At 54.7% G+C, this 15,102-nt stretch carries 15 protein-coding genes, 1 other RNA gene and 4 pseudogenes; 9 read left to right on the top strand and 11 right to left on the bottom strand.

Translation table 11 applies throughout. The annotated features are described in order from the left end of the window. The first annotated feature begins 247 nt into the window (after positions 1-247). Positions 248-1,270: an IS110 family transposase gene (locus ABNV41_RS12660; RefSeq protein WP_050818395.1), complete on the top strand. Its 1,023-nt coding sequence runs from the start codon at positions 248-250 to the stop codon at positions 1,268-1,270. A gap of 276 nt (positions 1,271-1,546) precedes the next feature. Here ABNV41_RS12660 and ABNV41_RS12655 read toward each other — a convergent pair. Next, positions 1,547-2,251 (bottom strand): annotated as a pseudogene (locus tag ABNV41_RS12655) (amino acid permease); the annotation flags it as partial. Here ABNV41_RS12655 and ABNV41_RS12650 point away from each other — a divergent pair. Beyond that, positions 2,209-3,204, top strand: a complete 996-nt coding sequence (locus ABNV41_RS12650) for an IS481 family transposase (RefSeq protein WP_035366691.1) — start codon at positions 2,209-2,211, stop codon at positions 3,202-3,204. The pseudogene ABNV41_RS12655 and the gene ABNV41_RS12650 overlap by 43 nt on opposite strands. On the opposite strand, the pseudogene ABNV41_RS12645 reads toward ABNV41_RS12650, so the two are convergent. The 4 genes and pseudogenes from ABNV41_RS12645 to ABNV41_RS12630 all read right to left on the bottom strand — a co-directional run. After that, positions 3,200-3,541 (bottom strand): annotated as a pseudogene (locus tag ABNV41_RS12645) (amino acid permease); the annotation flags it as partial. The gene ABNV41_RS12650 and the pseudogene ABNV41_RS12645 sit on opposite strands and share 5 nt — an antisense overlap. Positions 3,542-3,799: 258 nt before the next feature. Continuing rightward, entirely contained in the window at positions 3,800-4,879 is a 1,080-nt protein-coding gene (dinB, locus tag ABNV41_RS12640) for a DNA polymerase IV (RefSeq protein ID WP_050819092.1), read from the bottom strand. 95 nt (positions 4,880-4,974) lie between these two features. Further along, the gene (locus tag ABNV41_RS12635) at positions 4,975-5,733 is read right to left on the bottom strand and encodes an aspartyl/asparaginyl beta-hydroxylase domain-containing protein (protein ID WP_050819093.1); all 759 of its coding nucleotides are present in this window, start codon (positions 5,731-5,733) and stop codon (positions 4,975-4,977) included. A 164-nt stretch (positions 5,734-5,897) separates the two neighbouring features. Then, a complete protein-coding gene (locus ABNV41_RS12630; protein ID WP_050819094.1) occupies positions 5,898-6,515 on the bottom strand; it encodes a hypothetical protein in 618 nt (205 codons plus the stop codon). A gap of 175 nt (positions 6,516-6,690) precedes the next feature. Between ABNV41_RS12630 and ABNV41_RS12625 the strand changes: the two genes are divergently transcribed. Genes ABNV41_RS12625 through ABNV41_RS12615 form a run of 3 tightly spaced genes read left to right on the top strand, consistent with a single transcriptional unit; the run spans position 6,691 to position 9,055 of the window. Next, positions 6,691-7,764, top strand: coding sequence for a quinone-dependent dihydroorotate dehydrogenase (locus tag ABNV41_RS12625; RefSeq protein WP_050819095.1), 1,074 nt, complete (start codon positions 6,691-6,693; stop codon positions 7,762-7,764). Continuing rightward, entirely contained in the window at positions 7,761-8,639 is an 879-nt protein-coding gene (locus ABNV41_RS12620; RefSeq protein WP_080986738.1) for a TIGR01459 family HAD-type hydrolase, read from the top strand. The genes ABNV41_RS12625 and ABNV41_RS12620 overlap by 4 nt, the downstream gene beginning before the upstream one ends. Beyond that, the gene (locus ABNV41_RS12615; protein WP_196332608.1) at positions 8,633-9,055 is read left to right on the top strand and encodes an NUDIX domain-containing protein; all 423 of its coding nucleotides are present in this window, start codon (positions 8,633-8,635) and stop codon (positions 9,053-9,055) included. The genes ABNV41_RS12620 and ABNV41_RS12615 overlap by 7 nt, the downstream gene beginning before the upstream one ends. Before the next feature lie 27 nt (positions 9,056-9,082). Here the strand turns inward: ABNV41_RS12615 and ABNV41_RS12610 are convergent, their stop codons facing one another. The 5 genes and pseudogenes from ABNV41_RS12610 to ABNV41_RS12590 all read right to left on the bottom strand — a co-directional run bounded on the left by ABNV41_RS12610 (position 9,083) and on the right by ABNV41_RS12590 (position 11,309). Further along, positions 9,083-9,898, bottom strand: a complete 816-nt coding sequence (locus tag ABNV41_RS12610; RefSeq protein ID WP_050819096.1) for a TIGR00282 family metallophosphoesterase — start codon at positions 9,896-9,898, stop codon at positions 9,083-9,085. A 24-nt stretch (positions 9,899-9,922) separates the two neighbouring features. After that, on the bottom strand, positions 9,923-10,510 hold the full coding sequence (locus tag ABNV41_RS12605) for a 5-formyltetrahydrofolate cyclo-ligase (protein WP_050819097.1): 588 nt from the start codon (positions 10,508-10,510) through the stop codon (positions 9,923-9,925). Then, a non-coding RNA gene (ssrS, locus tag ABNV41_RS12600) (6S RNA) lies at positions 10,497-10,652 on the bottom strand. Before ssrS ends, ABNV41_RS12605 begins: the two co-directional genes overlap by 14 nt. A 21-nt stretch (positions 10,653-10,673) precedes the next feature. Continuing rightward, positions 10,674-11,000 (bottom strand): annotated as a pseudogene (locus ABNV41_RS12595) (cell division protein ZapA); the annotation flags it as partial. Between the two features lie 6 nt (positions 11,001-11,006). After that, the gene (locus ABNV41_RS12590; protein ID WP_050819099.1) at positions 11,007-11,309 is read right to left on the bottom strand and encodes a hypothetical protein; all 303 of its coding nucleotides are present in this window, start codon (positions 11,307-11,309) and stop codon (positions 11,007-11,009) included. 55 nt (positions 11,310-11,364) lie between these two features. Here ABNV41_RS12590 and ABNV41_RS12585 point away from each other — a divergent pair, with 55 nt between their 5' ends. From ABNV41_RS12585 to ABNV41_RS12570, 4 genes and pseudogenes are all read left to right on the top strand, one after another. Continuing rightward, on the top strand, positions 11,365-11,895 hold the full coding sequence (locus tag ABNV41_RS12585; RefSeq protein WP_050819100.1) for a hypothetical protein: 531 nt from the start codon (positions 11,365-11,367) through the stop codon (positions 11,893-11,895). After that, a complete protein-coding gene (locus ABNV41_RS12580) occupies positions 11,892-12,806 on the top strand; it encodes a class I fructose-bisphosphate aldolase (RefSeq protein ID WP_050819101.1) in 915 nt (304 codons plus the stop codon). The genes ABNV41_RS12585 and ABNV41_RS12580 overlap by 4 nt, the downstream gene beginning before the upstream one ends. A gap of 44 nt (positions 12,807-12,850) precedes the next feature. Continuing rightward, positions 12,851-13,423 (top strand): thiamine phosphate synthase, encoded by a 573-nt coding sequence (locus ABNV41_RS12575; RefSeq protein WP_050819102.1) that lies wholly within the window; start codon positions 12,851-12,853, stop codon positions 13,421-13,423. A gap of 161 nt (positions 13,424-13,584) precedes the next feature. Further along, positions 13,585-14,008 (top strand): annotated as a pseudogene (locus ABNV41_RS12570) (DUF2501 domain-containing protein). 102 nt (positions 14,009-14,110) lie between these two features. On the opposite strand, the gene ABNV41_RS12565 reads toward ABNV41_RS12570, so the two are convergent. Further along, positions 14,111-15,076, bottom strand: coding sequence for a fasciclin domain-containing protein (locus ABNV41_RS12565; RefSeq protein ID WP_349934781.1), 966 nt, complete (start codon positions 15,074-15,076; stop codon positions 14,111-14,113). Between the last annotated feature and the right edge of the window lie 26 nt (positions 15,077-15,102).

Genomic DNA, 15,102 nt, shown 5'->3' with positions numbered 1-15,102 from the left:
CACAGACCACATAGCTTCCACCAACACTGCCTTCTCAGGCCGTGACACCCTCACTGCGTTCAGAACCCGCCGCCAGAAGCAGAATATCGTCAATATTCCAGATCGGGCTCCTGTGGGATGACTGAATTCTACAAAATGACCCGAAATTTCCTCAAGTGTGAGATGGGGTGGTTGCCGTCCTCCCCGCACGGCATCGCAATGTGCCAGAATGGTCGTTGGAAGAAACGACTGCGCGAAAGGACGGCAGATGAAGGATACAGTGATAGGCGTTGATCTGGCAAAGAACATTTTCCAGGTTCATGGAGCTTCGCGTGCGGGCGAGGTGATGTTTCGCAAAAAGCTGCGTCGTCAGCAGTTTATGCAGTTCATGGCCACGCAGCCGCCTGCTCTGGTCGTTCTTGAAGCGTGCGGGAGCGCGCATTACTGGGCTCGCGAACTGGCAGGAGCTGGTCACGAGGTCAGACTGATCGCTCCGCAGTATGTGAAGCCTTTCGTGAAGCGCCAGAAGAACGATGCTGCTGATGCGGAAGCGATCGTCATTGCGGCCCGGCAGCCGGAAATGCGCTTTGTCGAACCACGCACTGAAGCGCAGCAGGCGCGTGGCGTTCTTTTCCGGGCCCGGCAGCGTCTGGTGCACCAGCGCACGGAACTGGTGAATGCCCTGCGTGCCGTTCTGTATGAATTCGGTCTCGTCGTGCCACAGGGGATTGCGCATATCAGACACATTGAAACCATGCTGGATGAGGCGGTTCTGCCAGAGGCTGTGAAGCAGGAATGCCTTGATCTGCTGCGACAGATTTCGGAGCAGAGTGTGCGGATTGATGTCAGAACAAAGAAGATCAGGATGCTTGCCCAGGAAAGTGAAAACACCTGCAGATTGCAGAGCATGCCTGGAGTGGGTCCTCTGACCGCTCTTGCGATTGAAGCTTTTGCGCCTGACCTGCAGAGCTTCCGGCGCGGGCGCGACTTTGCTGCGTGGCTGGGGCTGGTGCCCCGTCAGTTCTCATCTGGCGGAAAGGAAAGGCTGGGGAAGATATCAAAAGCCGGGCAGGCTGATATCCGCAGGCTTCTCATCATGGGCGCCATGACCCAGGTGAACTGGGCCAGCCGTAAGGCCCCTGCACCGGGAAGCTGGCTGGCACGGATGCTGGCCCGCAAGCCCCGTATGCTGGTAGCCATTGCGCTGGCCAACAGGATGGCACGAGCCATCTGGGCCATGGCAACAAAACAGGAGGATTATCGGGATCCGGCCCTGTCCCTGGCAGCCTGAGCGATGGCTCGGCTCCCGCGGATGGAACCGGTAGGGGTGTGAGAGGGCGATGACCTGAATGGGCGCATGATCGTTTGATCCGGATCGGAAAAACCAGTGGATTTCTCTGTGCTTTAAAGCACGCCTGTGAGATTTGGATCTGATCCGCTGATCACCATACCGGCCAGTGGCTTCTGAAAGGCCACATCAACAGGCCTTACAGAAGACCGCACACGATCACACGTCAATATTGGTCAGAAAACTCTTGCATAACGGACGGTAACCACAGAAGAAATCCGCGTCTATGCCCGGCACGCCTAACTTGGAGAGGAAGGTAACAAAGGGGCTGACACCAGCCTGATACGTGTTCCACGGCAGCAGCAGTACAAGCAGTGTAATGGTGCCTACGTAAAAAATGGCAATACGCCAGATAACGTTGTTAATGGCTTGCGGCAGAACGGATTTAACATCCTCACATTCCCCCGCCGCGGTGCCAATCAGCTCAATACTGGCATAGGCAAATACAACGCCTTGCACCAATACCAGTGCCGGCAAAAAGCCGTGGGGAAACATGCCGCCATTTTCGGTAATCAGATGCAGCCCGGTTGCGTGCCCATCTACGGGATAACGCAAGGCCAGAATAACCAGTGCGATAACCAGAAATCCGCCCAAGGCCAGCACTTTGACCAAAGAAAGCCAGAACTCCAGCTCACCAAACCATTTTACGCCGGTCAGGTTCATGCCGGTTATCAGCACAAGGGCCAGCAGGGCAAAAAGCCATTGCGGTACGCTGGAAAAAACAGGCCAAAAGCGCATGTAAAGCGCCACGGCAGTAATATCCACAATGCCTGTTACAGCCCAGTTAACTGTCAGGTTGTGAGACGTCATTGGGATGATGTAGCGTGGGCGATACCGCGTTATGCTTCGTTGTTTTCTTCCGTTTGCAGGGAGACCGAATGATGCTTCAGATCCACCCACAGGCACGCACGACACCGGCTGTCCGGGCTGAGATAGCTCGTTCGTCAGAACCGACATCCGTGCTCGCCAGACGCTACGGGATCAGCGATGAAACAGTCCGCAAGTGGCGCAGGCGTGGTTCGGACGCCTGTCAGGACCGCAGCAGCCGTCCCTGGAGGCTGGCCTGGAAAGCCTCGGAGGAGGAGCGCGCCATTGTCTGTCAGCTTCGGCGTTCTACCGGTTTTGGTCTGGATGATCTGACCTTTGTCTTACGGCATTTCCTGCCGCATCTGAACCGGGACAATATCTGGCGGATACTGAAAGACGCCGGATTGAACAGGCTGCCTCCTGTTCCAAAGGCCGGACCAGTTCGGGGACAGGGAAAGTTCCGCGATTACGATCCCGGTTATGTCCATATCGATGTGAAACATCTGCCAAAATTACAGACAGCAGATGGGGACCGGCGGAAACGTTTTCTGTATGTCGCCATCGATCGCTGTTCCCGTTCAGTGCACCTGGCTGTTTATGACGCGGAAAATGCGGATAATTCCGTTGATTTCCTCAATGCCGTCAAATCGGCCTTTCCTTTCCGGATCACCCATATCCTGACCGATCGTGGCTCCTGCTTTACAGCGGACGCCTTCGAAAAAGCCTGTCATGACATGGGAATCGACCGACGCCGGACCAAGGCTTACTCCCCTCAGACCAATGGAATGGTGGAACGCTTCAATGGCCGTGTCGCTACAGAAGTACTGCAGGTCTGTGTCTCAAACCATGAAGATCTGGAAATTCTGCTCAGAGGCTTCTGTTTCGCCTACAATCATCGCCCGCAGCGTGTTCTGGGCGGCATCGCTCCCGCCCAATGCATCATCTCATGGCTTGAAAAACATCCCGCGTCACGTAATCAAGACTATATCAAACCGGCTGGTCGTGACATCATGAAACAGGTCGACGAAATCCTTGATTACGCCAATGACGTCTCACAACCTGACAGTTAAAAAAGGCCATGGTGCCTGCAATATAAGAGGCTTTGGGGCCTAAAAATTCCCGCGTGTAGGAAACAAAGCTGCCACTGGTGGGGCGGTACATTACCCATTCCCCCAATGCACGCAGCATCAGAAAAGCAAAAACACCACACACCAGATAAACCAAGGCGAGAGATGGCCCGACTGCCTGCAGGCGAGAGCCAGCCCCCAAAAACAACCCGGTGCCGATAGCCCCGCCCAGCGAGATCATTTGGATTTGCCGCTTACCCAAACCACGATGGTATCCATCTTCAGTGCGTGCGCCTGCATTGGCAGGTGTATGCCCGTCTGAGGTGGGGGAAGCAGTCATCTCGTCAACCTTGATTACAAAATTATGTCAGAACCGATTGGTATCGGGTGCATTGGATTTTGCAGGTTGTAAAGATGGAACCGTTAAATAATCGCAATTAAATACGAATAGTGAGCAAGAATGAAGTTGAATCGTATAAGGAATATGCAGAATCCATATTAATATCAGAAAAGACAAATATGGATATTTTATTTTGATATAGAAATAATTTAAATATAACTACTGTTCATGAGGATAAAAATGTTATTTATTTATTATCTAATCAAGTAAAGAGAGCTGCGTTGTGGCTTCTTGATCTTGCGGATTTAAAAGAGTGGAAAGTGTAATACCCAAAAGTCTTACCGGGGTGCGCACAGGCAGCAATGGCGCAAGTAACCGGCACGCCATTTCGGCCAGAATTTCTTGATCTTGTACCGGATCGGCCAGAGAGAGGCTGCGTGTGCATTGTTCAAAATCTGTATAGCGTAATTTCAGAGTAATCGTGCGGCCTGTCAGGTTTCGTTTCTGGCACCCGGCCCACACTTTGCTAGCCAGTTCACGTAATGCCGCATGTAATTCGGCTGGGGTACGCAAATCCTGTTCGAACGTGACTTCCTTGCCGAGTGATTTGCGCGGTCTGTTTGGTTCTACCGGCCGATCATCTTTGCCGCGAGCAATGCCATAATAAAACGCTGCCGCCTTGCCAAAATGCTGGCGCAAAATATCCAGCGAAAAACGGCGTAAATCTGCTCCTGTATGAATGCCCAGTGTGTGCATCCGCCGGGCAGTGGCAGGCCCTACGCCATGAAAAGCATTTACGGGCAGGGCTGCTACAAAATCTTCCCCCCGGTTGGGTGGAATAACAAACTGCCCATTGGGTTTGCGATAATCTGAGGCCAGCTTGGCCAGAAATTTGTTGTAAGACACCCCTGCGGAAGCTGTGAGCCCTGTTTCTTGTAAAATGGCAGCACGTATTTCTTCCGCAATGGCCGTGGCAGAGGGGCGGGGAAGGAGCGGATGCGTGACGTCCAGATAGGCCTCATCTAATGAAAGAGGCTGAATAAGGGGCGTATAACGTGCAAAAATAGCGTGAATCTGGGCAGAAACGGCACGGTAAACATCAAAACGCGGTGGCACAAAAATAAGGTGTGGGCATTTGCGCTGTGCCTGAACCGAAGGCATGGCTGAACGGACGCCAAATTTCCGGGCTTCATAACTGGCAGCGGCAACCACACCGCGTTCCTGGCATCTGCCTACCGCTACAGGTTGGCCTTTAAGCGTTGGGTTGTCCCGTTGCTCAACAGATGCATAAAAAGCATCCATATCAATATGGATAATGCGGCGTACAACTGCGGTCATCACCTGGGTGTGTTAGCAGAAGACCGCGTAAAAGGGAACAAACAGAAAACAAACTCAGCTGAAAATCCTACCAACCGAGTTTGCAAACTGAAACATCAGGCGGCTTTCATTGTGCCCTGAAGTTGGTTCCATTGGGCAATGTTGTGCTGGGCATCCTTAACAAAAGCAGAATGGCGGATACCGTTTAAAAAGAGGTTTTGCACAATTTTGCCGATGCCTTTGGTAGGGCGTCGGATTTGCATCAACAGCACGATGCGTGTGTCTGATGTGTTGTTGTGCACATCATGCTGGTACGTATCATCAAACAGCAGGCACTGCCCGTTGTGCCACACCAGCTTTTGGCCTGCGACACGAATCCAGCAGTCATCGGCATTGCGGGGCACGGAAATTCCCAAATGGCAGGTTATCAACCCTTTGGTGACGCCATAATGCGGGGGAATAACGGCACCGGGTTCCAGCACCGAGAAAAAGGCGGAATTCAAATCTGGAATACGAGAAATCAGTTCTGCTGTTTTGGGCATACGCGCGCAGTTTTCCGGAACTTTCACGCCATAGCCGTACAGAAAAAAGGATTTCCACCGTGTGTCCGGGGCAATGCGGGTGTGATCAGGAGAAAGAGCCCGTAGCGGCGGAATCGCTGTTCCAGCAGCATTTAGGGTATGAAATTCGCGCGCAATATCTTGCCAGTAACGCTGTAGAATCTGGGTCCACGGAAAAATGTCCGGATCCAGAACCGGCGTATTGGGAATGAGAGAATCCTGCGCAATGAGCTTGTTAAAAACCGGGCGCAGGGCTTTTCCGATCCGGATGAGGAATGGGCGCTTATTGGGCTGAGAAGATGGCAGATCTTTCATGGCTTCTATCTGTGTTCTTGCTTGGGGAAGCGCGAACAAAAGAGACCTGCCTTGCCACAGAACTTTCAAGAAAACGGCGCAGAAGGTCTCGCCTTACACGTAAGGGAAAAACGCTTCCTGAGATTCAGTGTCACGTTTTCCCTTAGAAAAAATTATTATCCTGATCAAGATACCGGAAACCCTTGCGAGTGCTGATATTTTGAGGTGGCCCGTTCCTGCCAGTGCGCCACCATTTGTCTGGGTTGCATATCCAGATCATGCCAGCGTGCAAGAGAAAGTGCTGCCGTGGCCGGGTAAGCCCCATAAGCAGATGGGCGTTCCGATACCTTGGTGGGCACAACACGGCTGGAACTATGAGAAAGCCAGTATCCCGCCCCGGCAAGGCAAGCCCCCAGTGTTGTAATGGCAGAAGCAAGGCGTGCACGCAGGCCAGCAAAAGGTACCAGCGGCTTAAGCAGGGCGTCCATATCTGTATTGCGCTCATTCTGCGCGGCTTCTGTTGCCAGTAAAAGACGATACTCTGTGCTGGTGACAGAAAGAGCACAGCCAACCCGGATATCCAGCGCAGGCATTTCCAGCGCGGCCATATCTGTCAGCGCATCATGAAAGGTTTGTGCAACAGCCAGAAACTCCTGCCTGAAACAGGGCAGAAACAGGCCGCCCGATGGCCCGGTTGTGGGCGTGCGCGGGGTTGTTTGTATTCCTGCAAGGCGGCGAATGGTCCAAAGTGTCAGCCGTTCGCTGCAGGCAAGATCCGTCAGGTAAACAGGTGAACGTGTCATGGCGCATTCCTGAAGGCAGAAGCCTTCATCCTTTGTGTGGCGTGTGCGATAACTCTCTTTAGATGAGAATAATTCTCATTATCAAGATAAAAATGCATCAACTTTTCTCACGCTTGTGTGGTGGCTCTGTTTTTTCTGCTTTTCTTGCGGCGGGGCTTGGGGCAGTACACAAGGCATGTCTGTGCTTGCCTCACTCTCTCTTCCGTTCCTGCGCCGGTTAGATCCGGAACAGGCCCATGAACTGGCTTTGGATGCCCTGACACTGGGCGTATCCGTGCCCATAAAGCGGCCCAAGGATGATCCCGCCCTTGCCACGCGCGCGCTGGGCATGCGGTTTTCCAATCCCATCGGCATTGCCGCCGGGTTTGATAAGAACGCCCGCGTTCTGCGCCCCTTGGCGCAATTGGGATTCGGGTTTGTAGAAGCCGGAACCGTTACGCCACGCCCGCAGGCTGGCAACCCCAAGCCCCGGCTTTTCCGCCTTACGGAAGATCGGGCGGTTATTAACCGCATGGGCTTTAACAATCAGGGTATCAACAAGTTTGCCGTGCGTCTGGCACGTCTGTCTCGCCCATTGCCATCAGGCCGTGGTGGTGGGGCCGGGGTGCCGGTAGGTGCAAATATCGGCATTAACAAAACCGGCGCAGACCCGGAGCGTGATTATCCAGAACTGGTGGCCCGCGTTAAGCCGTACGTTAATTACATTGTGCTCAATGTCTCTTCCCCCAACACGCCGGGCCTGCGCGGTTTGCAGGATGCCGCCCGCTTGCGTGGGATTCTGGATGCCATTTCCGCCCGCCATGCAGAACGGCCACCGTTGCTGATTAAGCTGGCACCGGATCTGGAAGATGATGCCATCGGCCCGATTGTAGAAGCAGCCGTAGCCGGCGGCGCACAGGGGCTGATTGTTACCAACACCACACTGGCCCGCCCCGATTCCCTGCAAAGCCCGTATCGCACAGAAGCCGGAGGGCTTTCTGGCCGCCCGCTCAAACCACGTGCAACAGAAATGCTGCGTCTGGTTGCGCAGGCTGCTGCTGGCCGTCTGGCATTGGTGGCCTGTGGTGGCATTGAAAGCGGTGAAGACATTCTGACCCGAATCCGACTTGGGGCTGATTTGGTGCAGGTTTACACCGCATTCGCCTATGAAGGCCCCGCATTGGTTAGACGGCTAAAGCGTGAAATGCAGCAAATCATGCGTGCGCAGGGTATTGAAACGCTGGATGATATTCGGGGTAAGGATCTATGACAGCGCAACAAACTGTAGAAGATATGCAGCAGATTACAGGCCTTGCTGCGCTGGCAGATCAGTATGATGGCTACATTATAGATCTATGGGGCACGGTGCATGACGGTGTGCAGCCGTATCCCGGTGCTGTGGCCTGTTTGCAGGCCCTGCGTGCATCTGGCAAAAAAATTGTCATGCTTTCCAATGCGCCTCGCCCGGCAGATGTGGTGTGTGCGCAGCTTGAAGCCTTTGGCATTTCTCGTGAACTACATGATGGTGTGATGACAAGCGGTGAAGAAACGCGCCGCCTGTTAAAAGCGCGAACAGACCCTTGGTTTGCCAATCTGGGCCCAAAAGTGCTGCATATTGGCGGCACGCACGATCTGGGCCTGTATGATGGCTTGGATGTGCAGCGCGTGGCGCAGCCTGCTGATGCCGATTTTATCATGAACACCGGGCCAGATGCCGAACGCGGCGTAGGCTCACTAGATCCATATCTGCCAGAACTGCGCGCTTGTTTGGAACGTGGCCTGCCAATGGTATGCGCCAACCCGGATATGGTGGTGGTAAAAGGCGGCAAACGGCAGATTTGCGCCGGTGCACTTGCCGCCTTTTATGCAGAGCAGGGCGGTAAGGTAAGCTGGATTGGCAAGCCATACCCCCGTGTGTACGAACCTGTTTTTGAGATGCTGAATGTGCCGCGCCAGCGTATTCTGGCCATTGGCGATGCATTGGCTACCGATATGCGCGGTGCTTCTGCTGTAGGTGTGGCCGGGTTGTGGATTCTGGGTGGTATCCATCAGGAAATGATCGGGGATGATATCCAGTTGGCAAAAGAAGAAGCCAAAGCTGCAGGCTTGGCACCGGTTGCCGCTATTAAAAGGTTGGTGTGGTGAGCGCGCAGCCGACTTTGCCAGCAGTGGGATGTGGCGCAGCTATTCTGAATGATGCTGGCCACATTCTGCTGATACGTCGCCTTAAACAGCCAGAAGCAGGTTGCTGGGGCTTGCCGGGCGGGAAGGTGGATCCGTTTGAAACCGTACCGGCTGCCGTTATCCGCGAAGTGCAGGAAGAAACCGGCTTAGCCGTGCAGTTGGATGCGTTGCTTTGTGTGGTGGATCAGATTGATCCGGCAGCAGGCGCGCATTGGGTTGCCCCAGTTTACAAGGTGCGGCAGTACACCGGACAGCCCCATATCTGCGAGCCACATAAGCATGATGGGCTGGAATGGTTTGCGTTAGATGCGCTGCCTCAGTCCCTTACCATTGCTACACAGCAAGCTGTGGCTGCCTTGAAAGATCAGGCAGCCTAAAACAGCGCCACAAACGCCAAGCCTGATTTAAAAATCAGGCAGCGTCTGGGCCAGCAGGCCACCTTGGCGCAGGGGAGCCACACGGCGGGCAAGGCCGGTGGCATCTTCTGTTTCCACCATAATTCCGCATATTGTGGCTTCACCTTCAGCGGGTTGCAGGCGTTCGCCCGGCATTTTACGCACAAAGCGCGTAACTGCGGGTTCCTTGGTCATGCCAATAACGCTGTCGTAATCTCCGCACATGCCTGCATCTGTCTGGAACGCAGTGCCGCCTGCCAGAATCCGATGGTCTGCCGTGGGGGTATGCGTATGCGTGCCCACAACCAAAGAAACGCGGCCATCCAGCATGTGGCCCATAGCCCACTTTTCGCTCGTGGCTTCTGCATGCACATCCACAATGGCTGCCTGTATGGTGGCGCCAAGGCGATGCTTGTTCAACAGCTCATTCATGCACCGGAATGGGTCATCCAGCGGGTCCATAAACAAACGGCCCATAACGTTGACCACAAGGGCTTTGCGGCCATCTGCCAGTTCTACCACCACACTCCCGTGGCCGGGCGTGCCGGGGGGATAATTGAGTGGGCGCACAATGCGGGGTTCGGAGGTAATATGCCCGATCAGATCGCGCCTATCCCACGCATGGTTGCCAAGGGTGAGCACATCCACACCACCTTGCAGCAGAGAGGTGGCAATAGCGGGGGAAAGGCCAAAGCCGTGGCTGGCGTTTTCGGCATTTACCACAACCAGATCCAGCGCCAGTTTTTCACGCAAAGCGGGCAGGCGGCTTAAAACGGCTTCGCGGCCTGTGCGGCCAACAATATCACCCAGAAAAAGGAGTCTCACGCCAAAGGTTTCCTGTGCTTGCTGTTAGTCAAAACGGAGAATCTCCTTTTCAGTCACAATACAGGAAAGTGGCCTGTCATACGGGCCAGTAGGCAGACTGTCTAATTCTTGGCAGGAGGGTGCGTATCCAATGCTGAGCGCATCGGGCAGGGCGGCCAGAGTGCGATCATAATATCCGCCGCCATATCCTAGCCGGTTGCCTGTGCGGTCAAACCCCAGCAAAGGCACCAATATGATGGCGGGTTGCTGCACAGGCCCGTCGGGAAATTCTGTGCCAAAACGGCCTTGCATCATGGGGGTATCGGGCGTCCAGCGCCGAAAAATAAGGGGCTGCCCACGTGGCGGTGTTTCAGGCAGCACCATGGTTGCACCTGCATCCACTAATATGTGGCACAGTGGGCATAGGTTTACTTCATGCGGCAGTGGCCACACGCCAGCCACAACGGCGGGCAACTGCGGGTACAGCAGTGTATGCAAATGGGTGAGAATACCGCTGTCCAGCGCCTCATCACGCGCCTTTAGCGTGGCCGTGCAGTGCTGGCGCAATTCTTTTTTGCGCGCGGCAACAGCAGGCGAATCACCTTGAGGGGAAGAAATGTGCGGAGCCACCATGAACCGTGGGTCTTTCAACCTCCAGGACCTGCGAGTGCAGGTGGGCGCCGGGTAATGTGACCAGGGCCACAACAGAGCCAGCTCCCTAGGAAGTGCTTATCGGCCCAGGGGATGACTTGCCTCACGCGTTGGGCAGCCCCGCCCCATCTATGTAGGCGCGCTCAAGCTCCGCTGCAAGAGATTCCGCACGTTCGGCCAAATCTGCCAAACGGCTGGTGGTCAAAGCCTGTTCTGCCCGCAGGCGTTCGGCATCTTTTGCAGCCTGTATGGTGGCATCTGGCACGCGGCTGCCAGAAAGATCCTGTATTTCATCTGCCATTAAAAGGGCGGCCAGCACCAGCACCCGGGCATCTCCGCTAAAGCCCATGTCCCGCACACGCTGCACGCGGCGTTCTACCTGCTGGGCCATGGCCTGAACGTGGCGTTCCTGCCCGTTATCGCACCCTACCGTATAGCTGTGACCGTTAATCCGAACCGAAACAAGTGCCATGCTCTATCAGTTTCCCTGTTCGTGTTCTGCCGGGTTGTAAAACGTAAGGGGAGATGGCTTGTCTGCCCGTTCCAGCGCATCACGCACGCGGGAGAGAAGGGCATCTACATTGGCCACCAGTTCCTGCTTTTCTGCACCTGTACGGGTTTGCTGTTGCAGCCCTTTTTCAACAGCAAAGGAAATGCGTTGCAAGGCACGATCCAGCCGGGCTATGGGGTCTTGCCCAGCCAGCGGCTGCGTGGCCGGGTGCTGTTTACCAGCGTGTTCGTCAGTCTGGGGCAAAGACGGCTCCACGGCTTGATCCTGCATTCTTGTTTTTGTCAACTGCGCTCAGGAATCACCCGCAAACGCGATGGCGTCAAGCATGCTAACCAAAAACGCTTCACTTTTCTTGCCAAAATTGCAGCCAGACAGGCTGTTTACGATTGATGGATACGAATCTGGCATGGCTGCCTGTCAGGCTGCGCGTGAAGTGGAGGGCATGATAGACGGCCCAAGCGCGCGTTTTGGTTTTCTTTCGGCCCCAGGTGCGGCTGGGTTTATGGGGGCAGGGTGGTGGTTGGCCCTTATTGCGGCGCTGGAGGATTCGGTAGGCTGTGCATTTTGGCATGCGCTGGATTGCGGTGGCAGCGCAGCTTATGCATTGGGGGCCGTGCGCATGGGGCAAAAACATGCTGTGTTGCAGGCTCCTACAGCCCAGTTTAAGGCGGTAAAAGCGGTTTATTTGCAGGAATCTGGCATGCTGTTGAGTGCTCGCCCGCCATCATTTCACCTTATACCGTCATTATGTCACACGTCTTCTCTTGTCGGGTATTTCACCGACGGTTATTGCCAATCCTCAGATCCGGAAAATAAACTGCCGGACACAAGGCAAAAAAAGGATTGTTACCCATGACACTTACCCCCAAGGTTAAGGCTATTCTCGACCAGTACGAGAGCGATAATCCCGGCACCAAGATGAATCTGGCGCGGCTGCTTAACGCAGGTAAGCTGGGTGGCACGGGTAAGCTGGTGATTCTGCCGGTTGATCAGGGGTTTGAGCATGGCCCGGCCCGTTCCTTTGCAGCCAATCCGGCAGCGTATGATCCGCATTATCACTTTGAACTGGCTATTGAAGCTGGCCTGAGCGGCTATGCAGCCCCTCTGGGCATGCTGGAATGCGGCGCAGCAACATATGCTGGCGAAATTCCGCTGATTCTGAAGTGCAACAGCTCCAACAGCCTTGCAACAGAAAAAGATCAGGCTGTAACGGGCACCGTGTCTGATGCGCTGCGTCTGGGCTGCTCCGGTATTGGTTTTACCATCTATCCGGGTTCCGAATACTGCTTCGAGCAGATGGAAGAACTGCGTGAACTGGCAGCAGAAGCCAAAGCTGCCGGTCTGGCCGTTATTGTATGGAGCTACCCACGTGGCCCCGTGCTGGACAAAAAGGCTGAAACCGCAGTGGATGTGTGCGCCTATGCCGCACATATGGCTGCGCTGACGGGCGCGCACATCATCAAGGTAAAGCCGCCAACGGATGTGGTGGCGTTGGATGCCAACAAGCCCGTTTATGAGCAGAACAAGATTGACGTTGCCACTCTGGCTGCCCGCGTGCAGCATGTGGTGCAGTCCTGCTTTGCGGGCCGCCGTATCGTGATCTTCTCTGGTGGTGCGCATACCAGCACGGATGAGCTGTTGCAGACCATTCAGGGCATTCAGGATGGTGGCGGCTTCGGTTCCATTATCGGCCGTAACGTGTTCCAGCGTCCGAAGGCAGAAGCTCTGGCTCTGCTGGACAAAATTACCACCATTTTCAAAGGCTAAAACAACCGTAGTATCTGCGCAGCGGGCATGAGATAAGGAGCGCTATGTCTGATCTTTATCTTGTCACGCCTGCTGTGTCTGATGCGCAGGCTTTTTTACCTGTTCTTGAGGCAGGTTTGGCCCACCACCAGCCTGCAGCTTTGTTGCTGCGGCTGGCGGATATGCCTGCCTCTACAGCCCGGCAGGCCGTGCTGCTTCTTAAGCCGGTTATTCAGGCGCGTGATATCGCCCTGATGCTGGAAAACGCCCCCACTCTTGCGCAGGAAACCGGGTGCGATGGTGTGCACCTGTCTGCGTCATATACAGCGGCTTCTGTAAAAGATGTGCGGCGTATTATAGGGCCGGATCTTCAGCTTGGTGTGGCTGTAGGGGAAAGCCGTGATGCCGCCATGTGTGCTGGTGAAGATGGCGCAGATTACATCTGCTTTGGCGCAGAAGATGGGGCATCGCTTGAAACTGTTTCTGCTCTTACACGCTGGTGGTCTTTAATGATGGAACTGCCCGTGGTGGCGCAGGCGCAAACACCGGCTGATCTGGCGGTGTTAAATGCCAGCGGGGCAGATTTTGTTATGCCCTCCGAACAGTGGTGGCAGCAGCCAGATGCGTGGCAGGGCTGATTTTTGTCGGGTTTGATACGGTTTTTTGCCATGTTTGCGGGCAATGCTAAGTATCAGAACGCGCTTTCTGATCAAACAGATCATGCTGATCTGCGGATGAAGGAAGCGGCACGATTATCGAGAACTGGATATTTTCCATGCTGAATAAAAAAACATTCCTGATGCTGGCTATGGCTGCTGGTGTTGTGGCTGCTCCGGCTGTGCATGCACAGGGTTTTGGCGGCGGACTGGGTTCTATCGGCAAAAGTGCTCTATCTGGTGCTGAAAGCGGTGTGGAAAGCCAGGGTGCAAGCATGGCATCCAGCATGTTGCCAAGCCTTTCTTCTGCCAGCACGGGCAACCTGGCCGGTATTCTTGGCTACTGCGTGCAGAACAATGTGCTTCAGCAGAGCTCTTCTACAGCGCAATCCGTTCTGGGTAGCCTGACACAGCAGCCGGGTGTGACATCTTCCAGTGCATATGAAGCTGGCCAGCGCGGCCTGTTGCAGACCGGCAATAACCAGATGTTCTCCTTGGCGACTTAAGGGTGAACTCAAAACCAAGCTGTGCAGCATGGTGCTGGATAAGGCGCAGTCTGCCCTCTAATTTTGCGGTGGTGTTAGCAGGCCTTCTGTCTGCTTCATCTGTAAAAAAGCCCCTGCCAGTATTTACACTGGCAGGGGCTTTTTGCGTGTTCTCAAACTGTTTTCAGGGCAGTTGTAAAACAGGCGGCGTTGTCAGGTTTTCCTTGCGAGAGGTGTAGGAGGCTGTAGCCGGTTGCGTGCGGGCGGCAATCGTGCTGGCCTGTGCCTGTGCCTGTGCCTGTGCCTGTGCCTGTGCCTGTGCCTGTGCCTGTGCCTGTGCTGTGGGCAGTGGGTTGGCTGGGGCTACAGAGGCAGCAGAAGCAGATGTGCTGGCACCTGCATTTTGTTGCGCAACAGGTGGAAGAACAAGATCCTGCGTGAAGTACAGCACACCGTTAGATTGCGGAATACCCGTAACCCATAGGTGGGATGTCATGCCTTGCCCGTTGCCTATAACCACTTGGCCAGATGGCCCATCCACCCACGCTGAAAGCAACTGGCCATTCAGGGTTGGTAGTCCGACAGATTGAGTGGGTGAGGCCAGAGCAGCCTGCTTGATTTTGGCCAGCGGCCAACGTCCTTTGACAATGGTGTAGGACAGAATTTCCTTGATAACTGCCGTATTGTCCGGGTTTGTCAGCTTGTTGCCTGTCTGGGCATCATAGGTTTCCAGCGCAGAATTGGGGATGCCGAAAACTGTAAACGGTCCACTGCGCTGCAAGGTGGCAAGCAGGCCTGTTGTATTGAGCAGATGAGTATAATCTGCCATTTCCAAAGAACTGGGGAGGGTGTCCGACAAGGGGCGGTCACAAAAAGCCGGAGTTTCTGGGTTGGGGTAAGCAATCTGACTGTCGGGAGCGCTTTTTGGCTCTCTTCCCAGTTGCTGGGTTTGTTGGGCAGGCATGTAGGTACGTGTGCCCGAAACTGTTGGCATCATGTACGAACAGGTTGAATTGGCAACCTTATACGTATCCTGCCGTGCGCGGCTTTGTGTGCAAGCGGCAAGCGCCAAGACTGCAATGCCTATGGCAGCGGGTGCAAGCGCACGTGGGTTAAAGGCTGTTCTGTACAGAACACGCTTAAGGTGCATGGATGTCTCCTAAAAGATCATGCCGC

It is taken from the genome of Acetobacter sp. A11-2 (assembly GCF_040208445.1).
Classification (GTDB): domain Bacteria; phylum Pseudomonadota; class Alphaproteobacteria; order Acetobacterales; family Acetobacteraceae; genus Acetobacter; species Acetobacter oryzoeni.
Note: the sequence above shows the minus strand (reverse complement) of the source record. Positions and strands in the feature narration are given on the sequence as shown.

What these genes read in the sequence shown, in the direction of transcription:
- ABNV41_RS12660 (WP_050818395.1), top strand. Translation starts at nt 248, where the DNA reads ATGAAGGATACAGTGATAGGCGTTGATCTGGCAAAGAACATTTTCCAG.
- ABNV41_RS12650 (WP_035366691.1), top strand. Translation starts at nt 2,209, where the DNA reads ATGCTTCAGATCCACCCACAGGCACGCACGACACCGGCTGTCCGGGCT.
- dinB (WP_050819092.1), bottom strand. Translation starts at nt 4,879, where the DNA reads ATGACCGCAGTTGTACGCCGCATTATCCATATTGATATGGATGCTTTT.
- ABNV41_RS12635 (WP_050819093.1), bottom strand. Translation starts at nt 5,733, where the DNA reads ATGAAAGATCTGCCATCTTCTCAGCCCAATAAGCGCCCATTCCTCATC.
- ABNV41_RS12630 (WP_050819094.1), bottom strand. Translation starts at nt 6,515, where the DNA reads ATGACACGTTCACCTGTTTACCTGACGGATCTTGCCTGCAGCGAACGG.
- ABNV41_RS12625 (WP_050819095.1), top strand. Translation starts at nt 6,691, where the DNA reads ATGTCTGTGCTTGCCTCACTCTCTCTTCCGTTCCTGCGCCGGTTAGAT.
- ABNV41_RS12620 (WP_080986738.1), top strand. Translation starts at nt 7,761, where the DNA reads ATGACAGCGCAACAAACTGTAGAAGATATGCAGCAGATTACAGGCCTT.
- ABNV41_RS12605 (WP_050819097.1), bottom strand. Translation starts at nt 10,510, where the DNA reads ATGGTGGCTCCGCACATTTCTTCCCCTCAAGGTGATTCGCCTGCTGTT.
- ABNV41_RS12590 (WP_050819099.1), bottom strand. Translation starts at nt 11,309, where the DNA reads ATGCAGGATCAAGCCGTGGAGCCGTCTTTGCCCCAGACTGACGAACAC.
- ABNV41_RS12585 (WP_050819100.1), top strand. Translation starts at nt 11,365, where the DNA reads ATGCTAACCAAAAACGCTTCACTTTTCTTGCCAAAATTGCAGCCAGAC.
- ABNV41_RS12580 (WP_050819101.1), top strand. Translation starts at nt 11,892, where the DNA reads ATGACACTTACCCCCAAGGTTAAGGCTATTCTCGACCAGTACGAGAGC.
- ABNV41_RS12575 (WP_050819102.1), top strand. Translation starts at nt 12,851, where the DNA reads ATGTCTGATCTTTATCTTGTCACGCCTGCTGTGTCTGATGCGCAGGCT.
- ABNV41_RS12565 (WP_349934781.1), bottom strand. Translation starts at nt 15,076, where the DNA reads ATGCACCTTAAGCGTGTTCTGTACAGAACAGCCTTTAACCCACGTGCG.